This is a genomic window from Selenomonas sputigena ATCC 35185 (assembly GCF_000208405.1).
Taxonomy (GTDB): Bacteria; Bacillota; Negativicutes; order Selenomonadales; family Selenomonadaceae; genus Selenomonas; species Selenomonas sputigena.
This window is the reverse complement of the sequence record NC_015437.1, coordinates 1,545,339-1,567,763: the sequence shown is the minus strand read 5'-3', so window position 1 is coordinate 1,567,763 and position 22,425 is coordinate 1,545,339. Positions and strand designations below refer to the sequence as shown.

Genomic DNA, 22,425 nt, shown 5'->3' with positions numbered 1-22,425 from the left:
TATGGGTGAAGAAAGATATACGGAGAAGGCTTTGGCGGCGATGCAGACGGCGCAGCAGGCGGCGGCCATGCGCTATCAGCAGGAAATCACGTCGGCGCATATGCTCTATGCGCTCGTGCAGGAGCCGGAGGGACTGCTTGCAACGATCTTCGAGGACTGCGGCACGGATCCGACGATGCTGCGCGCGCGGCTGGAACAGGAGCTCAGCAAGCTGCCGAGCGTCAAGGGGCAGGATCGTCTGACGATGGGCATGGACATGGTGCGCGTCATCGGCAGGGCGCAGGAATATGCGAAGAGCATGAAGGATGACTACATCAGTACGGAACATCTGCTGCTCGGCGTTGCCGCTGACGGCAGCAATGAGGTGCAGGAGATCTGCCGCCAGTTCGGCCTTACGAAGAGCAGCGTCATGAATGCCGTCAAGAAGAACCGCAAGCAGAACGTCACGAGCGGCAATCCTGAGGAGGGCTACAAGTCGCTCGAAAAGTACGGGCGTGACCTCACGGATGCGGCGAAGAAGGGCAAGATCGATCCCGTGATCGGCCGCGATGAGGAGATTCGCCGTACGATTGAGATCCTGACGCGCCGCACGAAGAACAACCCTGTGCTCATCGGTGAGCCGGGCGTCGGCAAGACGGCGATCGTCGAGGGGCTTGCACGCCGCATCGTCGCGGGCGATGTGCCGGAATCTTTGAAGAATAAGACGCTCTACTCACTCGATATGGGCTCTCTCGTCGCAGGCGCAAAGTTCCGCGGGGAGTTCGAGGAGCGTTTGAAGGCGGTTTTGAATGAGATCGCGAAGTCGGACGGGCAAATTCTGCTCTTCATCGACGAGGTGCATACGGTCGTCGGTGCGGGTGCGGCTGAGGGCGCGATGGACGCAGGCAATCTCTTGAAGCCGATGCTTGCACGCGGCGAGCTGCGCTGCATCGGCGCGACGACCTTGAGCGAGTATCGCAAGTACATCGAGAAGGACGCGGCTCTTGAGCGCCGCTTCCAGCCGGTCATGGTCAGCGAGCCGACGGTCGAGGACACGATCTCGATCCTGCGCGGCATCAAGGAGCGTTACGAGGTGCATCACGGCGTGCGTATCCGCGACAACGCGCTCCTGGCGGCGGCGACGCTCTCCGACCGTTACATTTCGGACAGATTCCTGCCCGATAAGGCGATCGACCTCGTCGACGAGGCAGCGGCGAAGCTGCGCACGGAGATCGAGTCGATGCCGCAGCCGTTGGATGAGGCGCGGCGCAAGATCATGCAGCTTGAGATCGCCGAGCAGGCGCTGAAGAAGGAGACGGACGACGCCTCGAAGGAGAAGCTCGCGCATGTGACCGAGGAGAAGGAGGAGCTGCAGAAGAAGGAAAAGGAACTCAAGGACAAGTGGGAGGCAGAAAAGCAGGCGATCCTGCGCGTGCGTGCCGTCAAGAAGGAGATCGATCAGGTTAAGAACGAGATGGAGCTTGCCGAGCGCGACTACGACTTGAGCCGCCTGTCCGAGCTTCGCTACGGTAAGCTGCCGACCTTGGAGAAGCAGCTCAAGGAAGAAGAGGACGCCTTGGCGAAGAAGGCGGAGGACGATCATCTGCTCAAGGAGGAAGTCAGCGAGGAGGACATCGCTGAGGTCGTGAGCCGCTGGACGGGCATTCCCGTCTCGAAGATGCTCACGGGCGAGCGCGAGAAGCTCCTGCGACTCGAAGATGTGCTGCATGAGCGCGTCGTTGGACAGGACGAAGCCGTGCGCGTCGTCAGCGAGGCAATCCTGCGGGCGCGTGCGGGCATCAAGGATCCGAACCGCCCAATCGGCTCGTTCATCTTCCTCGGCCCGACGGGCGTCGGCAAGACGGAACTGGCGAAGACCTTGGCGGAGGCGCTTTTCGACGATGACCGCAGCATGATCCGCATCGACATGTCGGAGTACATGGAGAAGCATTCCGTCGCGAGGCTCATCGGAGCGCCTCCGGGCTACGTCGGCTACGAGGAGGGCGGTCAGCTCACGGAAGCCGTGCGCCGTCGCCCCTACAGCGTCATCTTGCTCGACGAGATCGAAAAGGCACATCGCGACGTGTTCAACGTGCTCCTGCAGATCTTGGACGACGGTCGCCTGACGGACGGCAAGGGGCGCGTCGTGAACTTCAAGAACACCGTCATCATCATGACGAGCAACCTTGGCTCGCACGAGATTTTGAACAAGGACTTCGAGGAAGCGCAGACGGCAGTCAAGGAGCTTCTGAAAGAGTACTTCCGTCCGGAGTTCTTGAACCGCGTCGACGATATCGTCGTGTTCAAGGGTCTCGCGCGTGAGCAGGTCAAGGCGATTGCCAAGCTCCTGCTGGAGAGCCTTTCCAAGCGTCTCCAGCACCAGGTGGGCATCACGCTCTCGTGGACGGAGGATGCCTTGGAACTGCTGGCGAACCAGGGATTCGAGCCGAACTTCGGTGCACGTCCGCTGCGCCGCCTGATTTCGCACAAGGTGGAAACGGCACTGTCGAAGGAGATTATCAAGGGCGAAGCGAAGGAAGGAGATGTCGTCGAGATTGGCGCAGAAGGCGGCGAGTTCACGTTCAAGACGCTCTGAGGAAAAGCAGAAAGCTGCATAAGCGGGTAAAGATGGGAGACGAATGCCTCCCATCTTTTTTTATGGCAAGCTCTTTTATGAAGGAAAACCGATCTTAGATAAGATAAGAAAAAAATAAAATTTGAAAAAAGTATAGCATTTAGTCCTAGGCGGTGTTATAATAGGACAAACAAACTAGTGAGGTGCGAAGAAGGGATGAGTTTATCGTGAAGCTGAAAAAGTATCCAGTAAGTCAGTTGCAGGAAGGAATGGTTATTGGCAGAGGCATTTATGAAGAGGATATGACGGTCATTTTGTCGGAGGGAACGGTTCTTGATCGTCAGATGATTTCTTTACTGGAAAGCCGCGACGTATACTTCGTTCATGTGCGTGATGATATCGCGCCTGTGCCTCCTGTGCATCAGGTTGACAATGTGAAAATCGCTCTGGCAGATGTGGCGGCGGCCTTGGGCGGCTCGCGGGCAAAGTCCGGCAGAGCTCTCTTGCCCACGCTGAACATCGTGCCTGAAGCGTCTTCTCCCGACAAGGACGCCGCCTTGGCGGAATTCATGCGGGAGGTGGCGGACACCGTTGCCGTGAAGCCTGTGATTCGTCGGAGGACTGCCCGTTCTGTCGTGCAGACGGGGATTGCCCCGCAAAAGGACGCTTCTCTTGAGTCTGCTTATGTGAGCCAGTACAAGGATCTTTGTCTTAATCTCTCGATGCTTTACGAAACGACGCGCACGAGCGGGCACATCGACAAGGCGGCGGTGGAGATCCTAGCGCAGCAGGTTCTGCCGCTTTGCTCAAGCGCCAAGGCGATGACGCACATTTACAATGTGAGGATGAAGGGCGACTACGCGCTTCATCACAGCGTGCGCGTCGCCATTCTCGCAGGTCTCATGGGGCAATGGCTAAAGATGATGCAGCGCGATCGGCTGCGCCTCGTCATGGCGGCGCTCCTTCTTGATATTGGCTCCACACGCATAGCGCCGGGGTTTCTTAAAAAGGTGGGCGGCTATACGAAGGAGGATCGTGTCCTCATGCAGAAGCACACGCGCCTCGGTCATGCGCTCGTCATGAACTCGGCATTTGCTTCAGACGCGCAGATTGCTGGGGCAGTGCTGCAGCATCATGAGCGAAACGACGGCTCGGGTTATCCGGATGCCGTAAAGAAGGAGCAGATCTGCGACTTTGCACGCATCCTTGCCGTTCTCGACAGTTACGATGCGATGACTTCGAGACGCTCCTACGCCAAGAGGCGTTCGCCCTTCGATGTCTTTTCTGCGTTGTCCGATGAATTTGTCGCAAACCATCTCGATGCGGCTTATGGCCTGCCGTTCATCCGCCACGTCTGCAATTCGCTGAACGGCAACTGGGTCAAACTCACGAACGGCGAGACGGGCAAGATCGTCTACATCGATGAGTCGCGGCTTGATGCATTGCCGATCGTGCAGACGATGGACGGCGCCTTTGTCGACCTCAATACGCTGAGCAGCATACGCATCGAGTCCATGCTCGCGAGCGAAGAGATGACACATTGACTGGTTTCCTGCGCGCCCTGTTATCTGGCGAAAACAGTAGCATTCAGAAAGGAATCATGATATAATCTAATGCGACGATTGTAGGGATTTTTGGGCGGAGAAAGAAAGGCAGTCGGATACCATCGGACGCGGACGTTTCGATGACGTGCTCGACTGCCTCGCCATGGAAGGGTGCAGGATGATGTTGAAGAAGTGTTCCATCGGCCGCCTGCGGGAAGGCATGATTCTTGGACGGGATGTATACAAGGACGATATGACGATCCTTTTGGGCGAAGGAACGGTGCTCACGTCCAAGATGCTCGATTCCCTCGCCGATCACGACATCTTTTCCGTGTATATTCAGGCGGAGGACGAGGAGGAAGCGATCTCGGCGGCAAACCCGCCGTTGCTCGGGGAAGATGAGGAGCGGGGCGAGATTCCTGCCGAGGCAGCTGAGGAGATGCCTGCGAAGGTTGTGCCGAAGAAGGAGAGGCTTCAGGATGATTCCTATGTGCGGCAATATGACGAAGTTTTTGCTTTGTTGAAGAAGTTCTATGCCGACACGAGGACGGCCTCGCGCATTGATGCGGAGGCTGCTCGCTCGCTGACGCGGAAGTTTCTGCCGTTGTGCGAAAGCGCGAAGGCGATCGTGCAGATTTATAATATGGAAACAGAAGAGGATTATCGCCTTCACCATAGCATGCACATTGCCATTCTTGCAGGACTTATGGGGCAATTCCTCAAACTGCGCGCGTCGGAGAGGGAACGTCTGATTATGGCGGCCTTTCTCCTAGACATCGGCACGACGCGCATCGCGCTGGAGTTCCTTGAGATACAGGGATATTACAGCGATGCGGAGCGCAGGCTCATGCAGAAGCATGTACGCTTGGGTCAGGAACTTCTTGCTCGGTCTGCGTTTGGGACGGATGAGCAGATTGTCGGCGCTGTGCTGCAGCATCATGAGAGAAACGATGGCTCGGGCTATCCGGCAGGACTGAAGAAAGAGCAGATATGCGGCTTTGCCCGCATCCTTGCCATTGTGGACATCTTTGATGCGATGGCTTCCAATCGTGCTTATAAGAGAAAGCGGTCGCCTTTTGATGTGTTCAAAATTCTTGCCGATGACATCTTGAAAGGCCGCTTGGATACGGAATACGGCGTCTCGTTCATCCGTCATATCGGTCAAGCCTTGAATGGCTGTTGGGTCAGGCTCAGTGACGGAGGTGTGGGCAAGATCGTCTATATCGATGAATCGCGTCTCGATGCGTTGCCGGTCGTTCAGACAATGGAAGGGGACTTCCTTGATCTGAACACGAATGGCAATATCAAAATCGTGTCCTTGCTGACGAGTGAGGAAGTGCAGGGAGCATGACGGGTCTTTTTCGTTGTTTTGGAAAAATTGCTGGGGAATGGATGAGAGAAGTCCCTCGATTTGCAATGGTTCGCAAGGGAGTGCAAGTGGATGTTGAAGAAGTATCCCGTTGACCAGTTGGAAGCGGGCATGGTCATTGGGCGAACGGTATATGCTGAGGATATGTCCGTCCTCTTGGGCGAGGGGACAGTGCTCGATGAGCAGCGAATCGAATATCTCGATCAGAGGGGGATTGTTTTCGTCCGTATTTTGATGCCCGATTCGGATGAAGTGATTGCTGACGCCGAGCCTCCGCAGGCGAAGAAAGAGAAGGCGATTCCGAACGCGCAGGAACAGACGGCCATGGAGGTGGTGGCTGCTGCAGAAACCGCGAAGAAGGAAGCGTTGGCCAAACTCAAAGCGCGCGCGACTGAGCGGGCGGCACAGACGAAGGAAGAGCCGAAGGAAGCGGGGGTGCGCGATGATGTGCCTTTGCCGGACGCAGCGGCGGAAGAGAAGCCGGACAACCGACCAACCTCGAAGTCGGGCATTGTGCTGCGCGAAACTTCTGTGCTCGAAGCGGCGTACATCGAGCAGTATGAGGCGTGCTTTGAGGAATTGCAGGGCTTTTTCAGTTCGGTGCGTGCAACAGGCCGCATCAATACGGCAGAGGCGGAGGCGATTTCACGCAACTTTGCGCCGCTTTCCTCAAGCGCGAAAGCAGTCACGCACATTTACAATATGGAAACCATTGGCGAGTACCAACTGCATCACACGATGCGCGTCGCGGTTCTAGCCGGACTCATGGCGCAGTGGCTCAAGATGTCGGCGCAGGAAAAGCAGCGATTGATTTTGGCGGCATTCCTCATGGATATTGGCTATACTTCGTTCGCACCGAACTTTCTCAGGAAGATTGCGCGCTATACACCCGAGGAGCGACGACTCATGCAGAAACATGCGCGTCTGGGTTACGACATCGTCTCACGCTCCTCACTGCAGCTTGACAAGCAGGTCGTGGAGGCTGTTCTGCAGCACCATGAGCGCAATGACGGATCGGGCTATCCGCAAAAGATGAAGAAGGACGGAATTTGCAGATTCGCGCGAATTCTCGCCATTCTGGACACCTACGATGCGATGGCGTCGCGCCGTTACTATGCGAAAAGGCGTTCTCCCTTCGAGGTCTTTTCCGTTATTTCGGACGAGTGTATTGCGGGACGACTGGATGCGGAGTATGGCATCGCTTTCATCCGCAACTTTTCCAGTACGCTTAACGGCAATTGGGTCAAGCTTTCCAACGGCGAGGTGGCGAAGATCGTCTACATCGACGGCTCGCGCATGAATGCGCTTCCCGTTGTGCAGACGCTAGATGGACAGTTCGTCGACCTCAATACGATGCTGAGCATCAAGGTTGAATATCTTTTGGCGAGTCCTGAGGCGGAAAAAAAGGAAGGTGCCGCAAAGGAAACGGCGGCAGGCGGCATGTAAATATGATGATATGCTCTATTGAAGGGCGCTCCCGAACGGAAGTATGATTCTGTTCGGGAGATTTTTTTGCAGAACCGTAAGAGAATTATTCTTGAAAATAATTATCGACTTTGCTATGATGGGAGAAATGTTTTGCAGAAGAAAGGGGAGGTTCCCTTGGAAAAGAAGTGGAGGTTCAAGATCACGGACATCCTGCTCTTGCTCGCAAGCGGTGCGTTTCTCGTCGGCATGCGCACGTTTCTCGCGCCTTGTGCGCAGCAGGCGGATGGCAGGTGGATGGTGTGCCACTGGGCGGGCGAGGCGCTCACGGGTGTTGCTGCAGTGCTCTTTGTCATCTCGCTGCTGCACGCTTTGATTCCTCGCGCCCAAATCAAGATGGGGCTGTCTCTGGCGATGATTCCTGCAGCGGCGTTGGCGTTCCTCCTGCCGGGAACAATGATCGATCTTTGCATGATGGAGACGATGCGCTGCCATACGGTGATGCAGCCTGCGGCCAGGGCGATTTCCGTCGTGTTGATCTTGCTCGCCTGCCTGGATGTTTATTGCTATCGGAAGGGGGATGACCGATGAGCTTCGCACGCTTTCTTGCCGTGCGGAACTGCCGCAGGAATCCTTCGCGCACCGCCGCGCTGGGGCTGGTGGCAGCGCTGCTCGCCTTGGCGCTCTTCGGCGGTTCGCTCGTCGTCTTGAGTTTGCAGAATGGCCTGAATCGCTTTCAGGAGCGTCTGGGCGCGGACATTCTCGTTCTGCCCAAGGCGGCGCAGGCGGACGGCGGCCTGGAAGGCGTGCTCGTGCAGGGAAAGCCGCTTCAGTTCTACATGGAAGCCTCGCGACTTGCAGAAATCGCGTCCCTGCCTGGCGTCGAGCGCGCCGCGCCGCAGTTTTTCCTGACGTCGGCAAATGCTGGTTGCTGCTCCGTAGCGGTGCAGCTGATCGGCTTCGATCCGGCGACGGACTTCACGATCCGGCCGTGGCTTCTGGAGAGCTATGCGGGTGACGTTGGCTATGGTGACATCCTCTGCGGCAGCGGCATCTCCGTGCCCGCAGACAGGCGGCTGAAGTTTTACAATGTGCCGTGCCGCGTCGTCGGCCGCCTGAGTCCGACGGGAACGGGCATGGATATGGCGGTCTACGCGAATATGGAGACGATCCGCGCCATGATGAAGAATGCGGCGGAGTTGGATTTCGCATCGTTTCAGGGCGTCGATCCCGAGCAGGCGATTTCCGCCGTGCTCGTCAAGACCGCGCCCGACTTCAGCCCCGAGGCCGTGGCGCAGGCGATTTCCGCTGCCTATCCCGATCTCGCGGCGCGGCCTGCGCACGGCATGGTTCGGAGCGTGGAGGCGGGACTGGGCGGTGTCACGGGGACGGTCGGCATCCTGCTCTTCGTGGTATGGCTGCTGTGCATCGGACTTCTGGCGCTCGCCTTCCGACTGGTGTTCGCGGAGAGACGCGGGGAGTTTGCCGTGCTCCTCATCAGCGGCGCAAGGAGAGGCGTGCTCGCGCGAATCGTCCTCGCCGAAGCCCTTATCGTGTCCTCTCTTGGCGCGGCGGGCGGCGTCCTTGCGGGCGCTTTCGTGCTGCTGCCTTTTGCCGCACTCTTGAAGGACAGCTTTGCGCGGCCGTACCTTCTGCCCGACGCTTCGGGCATCGCTCTTTTGGCGGCAGGGGCTTTTTGCGTCTCCGTTCTTTCCGCCGCGCTCGCGGCGCTTTGGACGGTGCGGCGCATGGATGTGACACTGCGGGAGGATATGTGATGGAACTTCGAGCAGAAAAGATCAGCCGGGATTTCCTGCGGCCGAGTGCGCCGCAGGGCTTCTTCATGGCGGTCGAGAAAACGGACTTTTCGCTGCGTGCGGGTGCCTTGATCGCTATCACGGGACGCTCGGGCAGCGGCAAGAGCACGCTTTTGAAAATGTTGGCAGGCCTCATGGAGCCGGGCACGGGACGCGTGCTCTTAGATGATACGGACATCTACCGACTGGAAGAGGCGGAGCTTGCCCGGCTGCGCAATCGGCAGATCGGCCTCGCGCCTCAGACGCTCATGGCGCTCTCCAGCTTGACGGTGCAGGAGAACGTGCTGCTGCCGTGCTCGCTCTACGGCGAGGCGCGAGAGGCGAAGCCGCGCGCCGAACAGCTCATGGAGCGGCTCGGCATCGCGCATCTCAGGTGCGCCGATCCGACGGAGCTTTCGGGCGGCGAGCTGCGCCGCTTGACGTTGGCTCGCGCCTTGGTGCGCGACAGCGCTGTCCTGCTGCTCGACGAGCCGACAGGCGATCTCGACGACGAAAATACGCGCCTCGTCCTCACGCTGCTGCGCGAAGAGGCGGCGCGCGGCAAGGCAGTCCTTCTCGTGACGCATGAGCGTGAGGCTGCGGACTACGCCGATCGCCTCTATCGCATGGAATCGGGAAGATTGGCGTAAATTTGCCCCATCGTGAAATATTCGAATATCGTGCGAAAGGGTTTGTATAACACCTGTTTTAATGCTATAATGAAACGCTGTAGAGGTTTTTTGTTATGTGAGTCAAAAGGCGCTTTCGTCGCCTTTTGCTGAAACATGATATGGGGATTTTGGCGAAATGCCGTGAGTTTCCGGCGTTTCCTTAAGGAAACACTGATAGATTCAGCCCCCCATCTTCACACATCTGCACTGTCCTCTCGTCGTCAACAAATCCTCGACGTAGCACCGCTACGCCTACGGTTTGTCTCCTAGATAGGAACAGCGCATCTGTGCAAATCTGGGCGACTTCATTTTATCAGCGTTTCCTTAAAGCATTGTTTTGGAACAGGAGGATGACCGATTGAATAAACTTTTTCGCAGTGTGGTGTTCTATCTGCTGATCATCTTGATCGCCATCTCCGCGATTGACTATTTTCAGACGCGTGAGGTGGTGACGAATGAGGTCAACTATTCGGATTTTCTGCAGCAGGTGCAAAATGGTGAGGTCGCGAAGGTCACGCTTGAGCACAACGTTGTCAAGGGTACGCTGACGGACGGCACGGAGTTTTTGACGATCACGCCCGATGCGCCGAATCAGGATACGAACTTCCTCAAGACCCTGCAGGAGAAGAATGTCGAGATCAAGGCGGAGCGCCCGGCGGAAACGCCGTGGTGGTCGACGATGTTCTCTTCGATCCTGCCGATCCTTCTCTTGATCGGCGTCTGGTTCTTCATCATGCAGCAGACGCAGGGCGGCGGCGGCCGCGTGATGTCTTTTGGCAAGAGCCGTGCGCGCATGACGGCGAGCGACAAGATGAAGGTCACGTTCGAGGATGTGGCGGGCGCAGACGAGGCGAAGCAGGAGCTTGAGGAGGTCGTTGAATTCCTCAAGCATCCGAAGAAGTTCAACGACCTCGGCGCACGCATCCCGAAGGGCGTGCTGCTCTACGGCCCTCCTGGCACGGGCAAGACGCTGCTCGCACGCGCCGTTGCAGGCGAGGCGGGCGTGCCGTTCTTCACGATCAGCGGCTCGGATTTCGTCGAGATGTTCGTCGGCGTCGGCGCCTCGCGCGTGCGCGATCTCTTCGATCAGGCGAAGAAGAACGCGCCGTGCATCGTCTTCATCGACGAGATCGACGCCGTCGGCCGCCAGCGCGGCGCGGGCGTCGGCGGCGGTCACGACGAGCGCGAGCAGACGCTCAATCAGCTTCTCGTCGAGATGGACGGCTTCGCGGCCAATGAAGGCATCATCATCATGGCGGCGACGAACCGCCCCGACATCCTTGATCCCGCGCTTCTGCGCCCCGGCCGCTTCGACCGCCAGATCGTCGTCGACAAGCCCGATGTGCGCGGCAGGCTCGCGATCCTGAAGGTTCACTCGAAGGGCAAGCCTCTGACGGGTGATGTCGACCTCGACATCCTCGCGCGGCGCACGCCGGGCTTCACGGGCGCGGATCTGTCGAACCTCGTGAACGAGGCGGCGCTCCTGACAGCGCGGCGCGACAAGAAGCGCATCGGCATGAACGAGCTGGAAGAGTCCATCGAGCGCGTCATGGCGGGGCCTGAGCGCCGATCGAAGGTCATGACGGACAAGGAGAAGGAATTGACGGCGTATCACGAGGGCGGTCATACGCTCGTCGGTATGCTCCTGCCGAACGCCGACCCCGTGCACAAGGTCACGATCATTCCGCGCGGCAGGGCGGGCGGCTACACGCTGATGCTGCCCAAGGAGGATCGCTCCTATGCGACGCGCTCGGAACTCATGGACAAGCTCAAGGTCGCGATGGGCGGACGCGTCGCCGAAGAGGTCGTCTTGAAGGAGATTTCGACGGGCGCTTCGCAGGACATCCAGCATGCGTCGCGCATCGTGCGCAGCATGATCACGCAGTACGGTATGAGTGACGTCTTGGGGCCGATTTCCTACGGAGAGAGTGCCGAGCATCAGGTGTTCTTGGGACGTGATCTCAATCATCAGAGGAACTACTCGGAAGAGGTCGCGAGCGAGATCGACAAGGAGGTGCGCCGCTACATCGATGAGGCGTACGAAGCGTGCCGCAAGATCATCATCGACAACCGCGACAAGCTCGACCTCATCGCACAGGCTCTGATCGAGCGTGAAACGCTCGAAGCTTCCGAGCTGGAGGAACTCGTCGAGACGGGAAAGATCACGGAAAAGGACAAGAAGCCCGAAGAGGATGTGAACGAACCCGACGATCACGACGGCGTGATCCTTGAGCCTCTGCACCGTCCTGCGGACGCCGATCTTAGAAAGCCGGTGGAAGAGGCGGCGGAGGAAGAAGTGGAAGTGAAGGAAGTCGCGCCCAAGCTCAATGTGACGCGGCATGACGGATAGGAGAAGTCGGGAGGACGCCCGCACTTCAAAGACAGAGGGCTGTTTCCAGGAAACAGCCCTTTTCGTCAGGAGGGATGATTTTGCGCTCCAGGATTTTAGAGCTTTTGCGCAAGGCGGGCGAAGAGTATATGTCAGGCGAGGAGATCGCCAAGAGGCTCGGCGTTTCGCGCACCGCCGTCTGGAAGCACATCAAGGAGCTTCGCGAGGCTGGCTATGGGATCAAGAGTCGGTCGAGAAGCGGCTACGCCTTGGAGGAGACGCCCGACTGCCTGTTGCCTGGGGAGATCAAGAACGGCCTTAGGACACGCTTCATCGCCAAGGACATCGTCTTTTTTGAAGAGATCGATTCGACGAATCAAGTGGCGAAGCAGCTCGCACAAAAGGGCGCAGCGGCGGGTACCGTCGTCGTGGCGGAGTCGCAGGGCAAGGGGCGCGGACGCTTGGAGCGTTCGTACTTCTCGCCTGCGGGCAAGGGCATCTGGTTTTCAGTGATCCTGCGCCCGCACATCCTGCCGCAGGAAGCGCCGAAGTGCACGCTTCTTGCCGCCGTCGCTGTGGCGATGGCGATGAAGCGGTTTGGCCTTCAGGCAGAGATCAAGTGGCCGAACGACATCCTGCACGAGGGGAAGAAACTCACGGGCATCCTGACGGAGATGAGCGCCGAGATCGACCGCATCAATTACATCGTCATCGGCACGGGCATCAATGTCAATATGGAGGAGGAGGAGTTCCCCGAGGAACTGCGCGACAAGGCGACGTCGCTTTCCATCATGAAGGGGGAGAGATTGCCGCGCGTCGCCTTCTTCCAAGCGGTTCTCGAAGCGCTCGACGAGCTTTGCATCGTGCTGGAAGAAGACGGATTCGCGCCCATCATCGCGCGCTGGCGCGAGTACGCCGTGACGCTCGGGCAGGAGGTTCACGTCATCGGCGCCATAGGCAAGGACAGCTTCGACGGCAGAGCGGTCGACATCGATGAAGAGGGTGCGCTGCTCGTTGAGGCGGAGGGCGGCGTGCGCCGCGTGCTCGCGGGCGACGTGTCGATTCGCCCGAAGAAGGCGTAGATCATGGGGAATGTGCCTTTTCTAGCCTGCCTAGGGGCAGCGCAGTCTGGGAGGATGGAGAATGTTACTTGTTTTTGACATAGGAAACAGCAATATCGTGATGGGCACCTACGAGGGGAAGAAGCTCCTGCGCCATTGGCGTATCTCGACGGACAGGCAGAAGACGGGCGACGAGTATGGCATGCTCATCAACAACCTCTTCGCGTATCAGAACATCCGCATGGAGCAGGTGAGGTCGATCATCATATCGTCCGTCGTGCCGCCTCTGATGGTGCCGATGATCAAGATGTGCGAGCGCTACTTCCACATCCATCCGCTCGTCGTGGGGCCGGGAATCAAGACGGGCTTTCGCATTTCCTATGAGAATCCGCGCGAGATCGGCGCCGACCGCATCGTCAACGTCGCAGGTGCTTTCGAGCAGTACGGCGGGCCCTTGATTGTCATCGACATCGGCACGGCGACGACCTTCGATGTCGTCGCGCCGAACGGCGACTTCCTCGGCGGCGTCATCGCGCCGGGGCTGTCGAGTTCTGCGGACGCGCTCTTCCAGCGTGCCGCGAGATTGCCGCGCATCGAGCTGGTGACGCCGAAGCGCATCATCAGCCGCAACACGGTCAGCGGTATGCAGGCTGGCATCATCTACGGCTACGTCGGGCAGATCGACGAGATCGTGCGCCGCATGAAGAAGGAGATGGGCTACGACGAGATCAAGGTCATCGCGACGGGCGGCTACGCACGCATGGTTTCACGCGAATCGAAGACGATTGACAAGATCGATCATTTCCTGACGCTCACGGGACTTCGCGTCCTCTATGAGAGGAACGCTGAATGAGGCTCGGCAGGCTCGATTTTCCCGTGCCCGTCTTTCTTGCACCGATGGCGGGCGTGACGGACATGGCGTACCGCATTCTCGTTCACGAGATGGGCTGCCCGCTCGTCTACACGGAGATGGTCAGCACGAACGGCATCAACTACCGAAACGAGCGCACGCTCAAAATGCTTCAGACCGATCCGCGCGAGCGTCCTCTGGCCATGCAGCTTTTTGGCAATGAGCCGGAAGCCGTGGCGCGTGCCGCCGCCTATGTCGAGAGCCTCGGCGTCGCCGACGTCATCGACTTTAACATGGGATGTCCCGCGCCGAAGATCGTCAAGAACGGCGAGGGATCGGCGCTGCTCCTCGATCCTGTGCGTGCCGAGCGCATCTTGAAGGCATTGAAGCGTGCTGTCAAACTGCCCGTGACGGTGAAGATCCGAAAGGGCTGGGACGCGGCGCACGTCAACGCGGTGGAGATTGCCGTGCGCGCCGAAGCGGCGGGCGTTGACGCCATCGCCGTGCACGGCAGGACGCGCGAGCAGTTCTACAGCGGCGAGGCGGATTGGGCAATCATCCACGCCGTGAAGGAGCGTGTCGCCATTCCCGTCATCGCGAACGGCGATGTCCGAAGCGTCGTCGATCTCGTGCGCATCTTCGAGGTGACGGATGCCGACGGCGTGATGGTCGGCAGAGCCGCGCAGGGGAATCCGTGGATCTTTCGTGAGATGGCGGGCTTCTTGCGCACGGGCGAGGTCGCTGCGCCGCCGACGGCCTCCGAGCGGCGTGCGCTCATCCTGCGCCACCTCGACATGCTGCTCGAAACGAAGGGCGACTACGTTGGGCCGCGCGAGATGCGAAAGCATGCGACGTGGTATACGCGCGGCATGAAGAACGGTGCGCGTCTCAGAGAGCTCTTCAATCGCGCGGAAACGAGAGCGGATTTCGCCGCGATCTTGGAAAATTTGGCATAAGGCGTTTATAGAAAGGTGATATTATGGCTGAAACGAAGGACAAGAAGAAGGAACTGCCTTGGAGTGCGTACTCCGAAGCTGAGAAAAAGGAACTTGAGACGCTTTCCAAAGGCTACATCGAGTTTTTGACGAAGTGCAAGACGGAGCGCGAGAGCGTGCGCGAGATCATCCGACAGGCGCAGGCGGCAGGCTATGAGGATCTTGAAGAAATCGTGCGTTCCGGAAGGAAGATCGCACCTGGCGCGAAGGTTTACTGCGCCTACATGAAGAAAGCGATCGCGCTCTTTCATGTAGGCACGGAGCCGCTGGAAAACGGCCTGGCGATTCTCGGCGCGCACATCGACACCTGCCGCCTCGACGTGAAGCAGAACCCGCTCTACGAGGACAGCGGCCTCGCTTACCTCGATACGCATTACTACGGCGGCATCAAGAAGTACCAGTGGGTTACGGTGCCGCTCGCGCTGCACGGCGTCGTCGTCAAAAAGGACGGCACGGTGCTCGACGTCGTCATCGGCGAGGCGGCATCGGAGCCGACCTTCTGCGTGACGGATCTCCTCGTGCACCTGTCGCAGGAACAGCTCAAGAAGTCGGCGGACAAGGTCGTCGAGGGCGAAAAGCTCGATGTGCTCGTCGGCACCTTGCCGCTCGCCGGGGAGGAAAAGGAGGCTGTGCAGAAGAATGTGCTCCGTCTGCTGCAGGAAAAGTACGGCATCGAGGAAGACGACTTCCTGTCGGCGGAGCTTTCCTTCGTGCCCGCAGGTGCGGCGCGCGAGATGGGCTTCGACCGCAGCATGATCCTCGGCTACGGGCAGGACGACCGCGTATGCTCCTACACATCGCTCGCTGCCATGCTTGAGACGAAGCCCTCGAAGCGCACGGCGTGCTGCCTGCTCGTCGATAAGGAGGAGATCGGCAGCGTTGGCGCGACGGGCATGCGCTCGCACTTCTTCGAGAACATGCTCGCCGAACTCATGAATGCGCTCGGCCAATATTCGGAACTTGCCGTGCGCCGTGCGCTCGCCTCGTCCAAGATGCTCTCGTCCGACGTTTCCTCGGGCTATGACGCGCTCTACGCCGAGGCCTTCGACAAGCGCAACGTCGCCTACCTCGGGCGCGGCATGGTTTTCAACAAGTTTACGGGTTCGCGCGGCAAGTCCGGCTCGAATGACGCGAATGCCGAATATCTGGGCGAACTTCGTGCCATGCTCGATGCGCGCGGCGTGCGCTACCAGTCCGCCGAACTCGGCAAGGTCGACCTCGGCGGCGGCGGCACGATCGCCTACATCATGGCGCTCTACGGTATGCAGGTCATCGACAGCGGCGTCGCGGTGCTTTCGATGCATGCGCCGTGGGAAGTCACGAGCAAGGTCGACGTCTACGAAGTGAAGAAAGGGTACGCCGCGTTTCTCGCGGAGGCATAAAGCGGCATGTACGAAGTTCTTTTCCGCCGTTTCGTCAAGAACCATGACAAGACAGCGCTGCCCGAGGTGCGCTTTGCCTACGGGAACTTGAGCGGCCGCGTCGGCATCGCAGTCAATTTCCTCCTCAGCGCCGTCAAACTTGCGCTCGGCCTCATGAGCGGCGCCGTCTCCGTCGTCGCCGACGCCGTGCACAACCTCGCCGATGCAGCGGCGTCCATTGCGACGCTCCTGGGCTTTCGTCTCGCGGCGAAGCCGGCGGATGCCGAGCATCCCTTTGGGCACGGCAGGGTCGAGTACATTGCGGGCTTCTGCATCGCGGGGCTGATCCTTCTGATCGGCTTCAAGCTATTGGAAGCTTCCGTCGAGAAGATCCTCGCGCCAGAACCGCCCGAGGTGAGCGTTTCGATGCTCGTGATCCTCACGGCGTCCATCGCACTGCAGCTTTGGCTCGGCCGCTTCAACAAGACGATCGGCGAGCGCATTGACTCGGCGGCGATCCGTGCGGCGGCGGCGGACAGTCTGAACGACTGCATCGCGACCGTCGTCGTCGTCGCCAGCCTTGCGTTCCATTATGCGACGGGAATCGACATCGACGGCTGGGCGGGCGTCCTCGTCGCGCTCTTCATTCTGCACAGCGGCTGGGAGGCGGCGCGCGACACGCTGCAGCCGCTCCTCGGGCAGCCGCCCGATCCCGCGCTCGTCGAGGGAATTGAGAAGACGGTGCTCAAGCACCGCGCGATCACAGGCGTGCATGACATCATCATCCACGACTACGGCCCGGGGCGCATCTTCGCTTCGGTACACGCCGAGGTGCCTGCTTCGATGGACTTCCTCAAAGCGCACGAGATCATCGACGGAGTCGAAGAACTTCTGCGCAGGAAGTATCACATCATCGTGACCGTCCACATGGATCCCGTCGTCACGGACAATCCCGAGGCTGAGCGTGCACGCGCGGAGGTGGAGGCCATCATGCACGAGAACAAGCTGGGCGAATCCATCCATGACTTCCGCATGACGACGGCGAAGGGCGGCGGCAAGAAACTCATCTTTGACGTCGAGGTCGCGCCCGAATGCAAGATGACGAACGAAGATGTGCGTTTCTTCCTCGCGCGGGCAATCGAGGAACGTCATCCCGCCTACCATCCTGTGATTCGCGTCGACCGCTTCTTCTGCTGAGCAAAGACCTTTCCTTTAGGAACTGCCGATAAATTCAGCCTCCCATCTTCAAAGATCCGGGCGATCTCGACTTATCCGCGTTTCCTTAAAATTTGGGTGGTTTAGGCAAAGAAGCAGGAGTTTAAGCCTTGATGAAGAATAAAAATATTTGGTGTAGGCAATCATTTTGAAATCAGGAGGCAGAAAATATGAAAAAATTCCTTGCTGCTGCGCTTTTCGCGTGTTCGCTCTTCTTGGCGGCGCCGCAGGCGCACGCATATTCCGAGCTGGATCTCCTTGAGGGGAACTGGTACGACGACAACGGCAATCTCTTTGCCATCGTGCGCGACGGCAGGCTCAATACCTTCCGCATGGATATGATCACGATGGCGGGCAGCCCCGGCAATTTTGCTGCAGCCGTGCAGGTGCAGGAACCGAACGGCTTCCGCAACGTGCCCGTCGAATATTCCAATGCGGCGGCAAACGACAAGGAGAAGAACAACCCGTTCTTCCGTCCGACGGTGCACTTGAACGGCGTCAATGTCCACAAGGAATGGTTTCAAGTCCCCGACAGCGCCTATGATTACCTTGACGGTCATTGGTACGACGCGGATAATAATCTCGTCGCCTTTTTTAGGAGCGGCACGTTCAACACCTATCCGATGACGTTCCTGAGTTTCTATGGCGTAGGAAACCACTTCGACAGCATCTTCAAGATCAACGACCACGGCACGGAGAAATATTTCGCGCTGTCTTTGCATCCGACGACTGCCGGCATGAGGATCTCCATCCGCATGTTGGGTGTCGATGATTGGTCGTATGCCTCTTTGCATCAGTAAAAAGGCAAAATTTCGGTTGACAAGGCGGCATGGGTCTGTTATTATATCTTATGTCGCCAGCTTGCGGACAGATTTTTCGTAGCTTGCGCGTCAATCGCATACGGAGTGGTACTCAAGAGGCTGAAGAGGACGGTTTGCTAAATCGTTAGTGTGGGCAACTGCAGCGGAGGTTCGAATCCTCTCCACTCCGCCATTGAAAAATATAACCGCCGATTTTGTTCGGCGGTTTTTTCATGTCCGTGGGATTTGACATCTTATGCAGAATCGTTCCGTTGAATCGTCACTGCACGGCGATGAAGGGCGTCGTTTCCAGATAAATCTCGAAGGTGCGCGGCCATGGGAAGCTCATGTCGGTTTGGAGATCATAGACGGTGAGTTCGGCACTTTCGCCGCCGGGCAGATGGATACGGAAGGGGCGGCGGCAGGCTTTCGTACTCTTGAAGGTCTGCAGGCGATCGCTCATCGCTTTTCGGAGCATCGCAGTCGCCGCGAGGTAGTCGCGTTCCAAGTCGAGGTCGTAGACGTTTTTTGTGCCGTTTTTCTTGAGGTTCGTATTGACGAGAGTGATGACGTCTTTGAGGTAGAAATAGTCTTCCAAGAAACGATTGTTGAGCAGTTTGAGATTCGCTGCGTGAAGTGCGAGAACTTCATCTCGCGTCGCCGCCTTTTCGCGTACGGCGGTAAAAATCGCTGCCTGCGAGAGCGCTGTGCCGACGGAGTTGCTCGCCGTGTTCCAACCGGCATAGGAGCGAAGTCCTTCGATGGGAGCGCCGCGCTCGATGAGGAGCGGCAGCAGCGTTTCCTCGGCTGCGAAGTGGCGGCTGAGGTCTACGAGAGCGACGGGCGTGCCCGAGGCGAGGTATCTTTCGATGCGCTCGACGCTTTTTCGGCGCGAGGAGAGGGTTTCTTCTGAGCCTGCGCTGATGAAGAGTACGAAGTCGGCGCTCGCGGCGGACGCCGTACATTCGCCGCCGAAAACTGCGATTTTTTCCCGCGCCGTTTCGCGCAGGGAAATCGCCATGAAGGGCAGGATTTCGTCGGGTGCTGATTCGTCATTCCAATCGAGAAATATCTGCGGACGGTGACCGCTTTTGGAGGCAGAGATGACAGCGAGGAGCGTCAGCGCGAGTTCGTCTGCGCCGTGGACGATGGCGGCTTTTTCCTTTGGAATTTGTTCTTCAATGAGAAAAGCCTGCAGATGGCGCTTCTCGATGTTGGGGATGCTGTACTTTTCGCCGTCGTCCTGTCCGATGAGGAGTCGTTCCAGTGTTCCTTCCTTGACAAGTTCGATGAGGGCACGGGAGAGGTGTTCGTTTTGCTCGAAGAGCGCGAGGTACTGCGCGAGGCTTGCAGGGTTGATTTTTTCTTCCAGCTCCTGCATCTTCGCCGCGTCCTCGGGATCGCCGCAGAGCGCATAGTGATCGGCGAGGCGCGAGTAGGCGAGGAGGTACTTGTTGTCGTAGTAGTCGTCGATGCTCGCGGGCGGAATCATGCGCGGCAGGATGGAGAAGGCGTAGAGGGGAACCGTCGGATGTGCGGCGTGCAGTTCGCGCAGGTAGGCGATGAAGGCTTCGATTTCGTCGGGCGATTTGTCCGCCTCACGCGCCGCGAGCAAACCGCCGTAGAGAAGCTGGTCGATGGAGATGATGGCGGCGTCGCTCTGCGCCAGATTTTCGCGCAGCCACTTCTGCGCCTCCTTCGTTTCGCCCGGCATCGTGTAGTAGTCCTGCATCTCGTAGGGCAGGGCGGCAATCTCTGTGCCCGCGACATCGGCGGCGTCGAGCACGAGTTGGCGGCACGGCGGTCTGCCGTCGAGCGGCACAAGCACGATGCGACCCGTCTTTTCACGAACGGCGTTGAGCGGTGTGCCGCCGTAAGAAGGGCGCAGGAAAGCGTGGAAGAGCGAAAGGACGCAGAGCGCGAGGACGGCGAGATACAGCAGTCGCTTTTTCAAGGAAGTTCCTCCTAAGACAATTCGATTTTTCAATATTATAGCATAGCGCGGTTCACGAAACGAAAAAAATATGATAGAATATAAAATGTTATGCTTGACTTCGAGGTGGGATTATGCGTATCATCACGGGCACGGCGCGTGGCTGTCGCCTGAAGACGCCCAAGGGCGAGGCGACGCGGCCGACGGCTGACCGCATCAAGGAATCGCTTTTCAACATCCTCGGTCGGCGCGTCGAAGCGGCGCACGTGCTCGATCTCTTTGCGGGGACGGGGGCGCTCGGGCTGGAGGCTTTGAGCCGCGGCGCGGCGTCGGCGCTCTTTGTCGATGAGAGGACGGCTTCTCTGATCGAGGAGAATGCCGCCAAGACGCGGCTTTTGGAGCGCGCCGAGGTCGTGTGCGCCGACGTCCTGCGCATCTTGACGCGCCTCGGCGGCGCGGGGCGTTCCTTCAACTTGATTTTCTGCGATCCGCCATACCGGCAGGGGCTTTGGGAGAAGGTTCTTTCCTCTGTGGATAGAGAAGGACTGCTCGCGCCCGGCGGCTGCATGATCGTGGAGCACGGTGCGGAGGAAGAAGCGCTTCCGGCGCTCGAAAACCTTCGTTGCGTGCGTGAGGAGAGGTATGGAAAGACGACGCGACTGCGCTTTTTTTGCGTGGTCGGTGAAGATCGAGGAGGCGAGTCTTGATGATCAAGGCTGTATGCTCGGGGAGCTTCGACCCTGTGACGAACGGTCATGTCGATATTTTCGAGCGAGCGAGCCGCATGTTTGATGAGCTTATCGTGGGTGTTTTCCACAACATCCGAAAGACGCCGTTCTTCACGGTGGAGGAGCGTTTGGAACTTCTGGCAGAGGCGACGCGCCATATCCCGAACCTGCGCGTCGGTGCATTCGAAGGGCTGCTGCCCGAATACATGCGCGAGGTTGGAGCGACCGTCATCGTGCGCGGCCTGCGCTCCGTCACGGACTACGAGTATGAGCAAAAGCAGGAGCAGATGCTCAAGTACATCGCGCCCGACATCGAGACGGTGTTTTTGCTCACCGATCCGCGCTATTCCTTCGTCAGTTCCTCGGGCGTGCGGGAAATTGCAAATTTTCACGGGCGCGTGACAGGACTTGTACCCGAGTGTGTAGAATTAGCTATAAATAGGCGTTTTGAAGAGGCAGCTCATTGAAGGAAGATGTTTCCTCATATCAATATTTTTGAAAAGAAGGCGGGCAGAAATATGGCTGTAAAAAATATTTTAGATTCCATAGAAAACCTTGTTGTCGAGTCGAGGCGCATGCCTTTGATGAATAAGAGCCTCATCGACGAGACGGATCTCATCCACCTCGTCGACGAGCTGCGCCGCGAATTGCCTTTGGAACTGCAGAAGGCGGAGCGGGTCATGCAGGAGCGTCAGGAGATCCTCGACCGTGCGAACGACGAAGCGGCGGCACTCATCGAGAAGGCGAAGAAGTACGCGGCGGAGCTTGTCGACAAGAACGAGATCGTCATGCAGGCGGAGGAGAAGGCCAAGGCGATCATGCAGCAGACGAAGGAGCAGGAGCGCGAGATCATGGAAAAGACCATGGCGAATGCAAAGCAGCTCAGGGACGATGCTGACCAATATGCGAACCAGGTCTTTGATCATCTGATCGGCAACCTCGGCAACGCGCTGCAGGTCGTGCAGCAGGCAAAGGACGATCTGAACCACGGCCCCAGAGGCTGACGAACGGAGAAGAAGGCGCTGTGCAAGACAGCGCCTTTTGTCTATGCGACGGAGAGAAGCCGCAGATTTTCCTGCGAGGCTTTCTGTGCAGGAAAATCCATGCTATGAGGTGAGATTCGTGGAGCAGAAGGAATTGGGCTTCGCCGCTGTCGATACGGGTCGCGAGAAGCGTCAAGGATTTGCCGAGGTCGTCTACGGCGCGGGCAAGACGGCGGAGCAGATCGCCGAGATTTTGAAGACGCTGCTCGCCGAGAGCGAGGGCAACGTCATGGCGACGCGCGTCGACGCACAAAAGGCGCGGGCGGTGCTTGCCGCCTTGCCTGAGGCGCACTACGATGAAGTTTCGCGCATCGTTTACGTCGAGCGCAAGGCGCAATGCGAGGATGCAGCGCACCGCATCCTCGTCCTCACGGCGGGCACGAGCGACATCCCCGTCGCCGAGGAAGCTGTGCTGACGGCAAGGCTCATGGGAAACGACGTCAGAACGATCTACGATGTCGGCGTTGCGGGCATCCATCGCCTGCTCGCCCATAAGGAGGAACTTATGTCGGCGAACGTCGTCATTGTCGTCGCCGGCATGGAGGGGGCGCTCGCGAGCGTCGTCGGCGGTCTCGTCGCGCGGCCCGTCATCGCCGTGCCGACGAGCGTGGGCTACGGCGCATCGTTCCATGGGCTGACGGCGCTTCTTTCCATGCTCAATTCGTGTGCGACGGGCGTCGCCGTCGTGAACATCGACAATGGCTTCGGTGCGGGTGCGATGGCGAGCCGCATCAATCAGACGAGGTGAAAT

At 58.6% G+C, this 22,425-nt stretch carries 19 protein-coding genes and 1 tRNA gene; 19 read left to right on the top strand and 1 reads right to left on the bottom strand.

Annotated elements, in window-relative coordinates; translation table 11 throughout:
• Position 1: 1 nt before the first annotated feature.
• The 15 genes from clpB to SELSP_RS07060 all read left to right on the top strand — a co-directional run bounded on the left by clpB (position 2) and on the right by SELSP_RS07060 (position 18,163).
• On the top strand, positions 2–2,575 hold the full coding sequence (gene clpB, locus SELSP_RS07130) for an ATP-dependent chaperone ClpB (protein ID WP_006191917.1): 2,574 nt from the start codon (positions 2–4) through the stop codon (positions 2,573–2,575).
• A 248-nt stretch (positions 2,576–2,823) separates the two neighbouring features.
• Positions 2,824–4,098: an HD-GYP domain-containing protein gene (locus SELSP_RS07125; RefSeq protein ID WP_071585609.1), complete on the top strand. Its 1,275-nt coding sequence runs from the start codon at positions 2,824–2,826 to the stop codon at positions 4,096–4,098.
• Positions 4,099–4,276: 178 nt separating this feature from the next.
• Complete coding sequence (locus SELSP_RS07120; protein WP_155813665.1) at positions 4,277–5,449, top strand: HD-GYP domain-containing protein; 1,173 nt, start codon at positions 4,277–4,279, stop codon at positions 5,447–5,449.
• Positions 5,450–5,539: 90 nt separating this feature from the next.
• Positions 5,540–6,913, top strand: a complete 1,374-nt coding sequence (locus tag SELSP_RS07115) for an HD-GYP domain-containing protein (RefSeq protein ID WP_006191924.1) — start codon at positions 5,540–5,542, stop codon at positions 6,911–6,913.
• A 156-nt stretch (positions 6,914–7,069) separates the two neighbouring features.
• Positions 7,070–7,483: a DUF4418 family protein gene (locus SELSP_RS07110; protein ID WP_013740864.1), complete on the top strand. Its 414-nt coding sequence runs from the start codon at positions 7,070–7,072 to the stop codon at positions 7,481–7,483.
• Entirely contained in the window at positions 7,480–8,670 is a 1,191-nt protein-coding gene (locus SELSP_RS07105; protein WP_006191929.1) for an ABC transporter permease, read from the top strand. The genes SELSP_RS07110 and SELSP_RS07105 overlap by 4 nt, the downstream gene beginning before the upstream one ends.
• Positions 8,670–9,338: an ABC transporter ATP-binding protein gene (locus tag SELSP_RS07100; protein WP_006191933.1), complete on the top strand. Its 669-nt coding sequence runs from the start codon at positions 8,670–8,672 to the stop codon at positions 9,336–9,338. Before SELSP_RS07105 ends, SELSP_RS07100 begins: the two co-directional genes overlap by 1 nt.
• Positions 9,339–9,717: 379 nt before the next feature.
• Positions 9,718–11,709 (top strand): ATP-dependent zinc metalloprotease FtsH, encoded by a 1,992-nt coding sequence (gene ftsH, locus SELSP_RS07095; RefSeq protein ID WP_013740863.1) that lies wholly within the window; start codon positions 9,718–9,720, stop codon positions 11,707–11,709.
• Between the two features lie 80 nt (positions 11,710–11,789).
• A complete protein-coding gene (locus SELSP_RS07090) occupies positions 11,790–12,770 on the top strand; it encodes a biotin--[acetyl-CoA-carboxylase] ligase (protein WP_013740862.1) in 981 nt (326 codons plus the stop codon).
• 61 nt (positions 12,771–12,831) lie between these two features.
• A complete protein-coding gene (locus SELSP_RS07085) occupies positions 12,832–13,602 on the top strand; it encodes a type III pantothenate kinase (protein WP_006191940.1) in 771 nt (256 codons plus the stop codon).
• Positions 13,599–14,555, top strand: coding sequence for a tRNA dihydrouridine synthase DusB (gene dusB / locus SELSP_RS07080; protein ID WP_006191942.1), 957 nt, complete (start codon positions 13,599–13,601; stop codon positions 14,553–14,555). The genes SELSP_RS07085 and dusB overlap by 4 nt, the downstream gene beginning before the upstream one ends.
• A 23-nt stretch (positions 14,556–14,578) precedes the next feature.
• Complete coding sequence (locus SELSP_RS07075; RefSeq protein ID WP_006191944.1) at positions 14,579–15,976, top strand: aminopeptidase; 1,398 nt, start codon at positions 14,579–14,581, stop codon at positions 15,974–15,976.
• A 6-nt stretch (positions 15,977–15,982) separates the two neighbouring features.
• Positions 15,983–17,152 (top strand): cation diffusion facilitator family transporter, encoded by a 1,170-nt coding sequence (locus tag SELSP_RS07070; protein WP_006191947.1) that lies wholly within the window; start codon positions 15,983–15,985, stop codon positions 17,150–17,152.
• Between the two features lie 188 nt (positions 17,153–17,340).
• Positions 17,341–17,970, top strand: coding sequence for a hypothetical protein (locus SELSP_RS07065; protein ID WP_006191949.1), 630 nt, complete (start codon positions 17,341–17,343; stop codon positions 17,968–17,970).
• 102 nt (positions 17,971–18,072) lie between these two features.
• Positions 18,073–18,163 (top strand) — tRNA-Ser (locus SELSP_RS07060).
• Between the two features lie 87 nt (positions 18,164–18,250).
• On the opposite strand, the gene SELSP_RS07055 is transcribed toward SELSP_RS07060, so the two are convergent.
• Positions 18,251–19,924 (bottom strand): DUF4127 family protein, encoded by a 1,674-nt coding sequence (locus SELSP_RS07055; protein ID WP_006191952.1) that lies wholly within the window; start codon positions 19,922–19,924, stop codon positions 18,251–18,253.
• Between the two features lie 113 nt (positions 19,925–20,037).
• On the opposite strand from SELSP_RS07055, the gene rsmD reads away from it, so the two are divergent.
• Genes rsmD through larB form a run of 4 tightly spaced genes read left to right on the top strand, consistent with a single transcriptional unit; the run spans position 20,038 to position 22,422 of the window.
• Positions 20,038–20,610: a 16S rRNA (guanine(966)-N(2))-methyltransferase RsmD gene (rsmD, locus tag SELSP_RS07050; RefSeq protein WP_006191955.1), complete on the top strand. Its 573-nt coding sequence runs from the start codon at positions 20,038–20,040 to the stop codon at positions 20,608–20,610.
• Positions 20,610–21,098, top strand: a complete 489-nt coding sequence (coaD, locus tag SELSP_RS07045; RefSeq protein WP_006191957.1) for a pantetheine-phosphate adenylyltransferase — start codon at positions 20,610–20,612, stop codon at positions 21,096–21,098. The genes rsmD and coaD overlap by 1 nt, the downstream gene beginning before the upstream one ends.
• Positions 21,099–21,149: 51 nt before the next feature.
• Positions 21,150–21,635 (top strand): ATP synthase subunit B family protein, encoded by a 486-nt coding sequence (locus tag SELSP_RS07040; RefSeq protein WP_013740861.1) that lies wholly within the window; start codon positions 21,150–21,152, stop codon positions 21,633–21,635.
• 43 nt (positions 21,636–21,678) lie between these two features.
• Positions 21,679–22,422 carry a nickel pincer cofactor biosynthesis protein LarB gene (gene larB, locus SELSP_RS07035; RefSeq protein WP_006191962.1) on the top strand — a complete coding sequence of 248 codons (744 nt, stop codon included), beginning with the start codon at positions 21,679–21,681 and terminating at the stop codon, positions 22,420–22,422.
• The last annotated feature ends 3 nt before the right edge of the window (positions 22,423–22,425 follow it).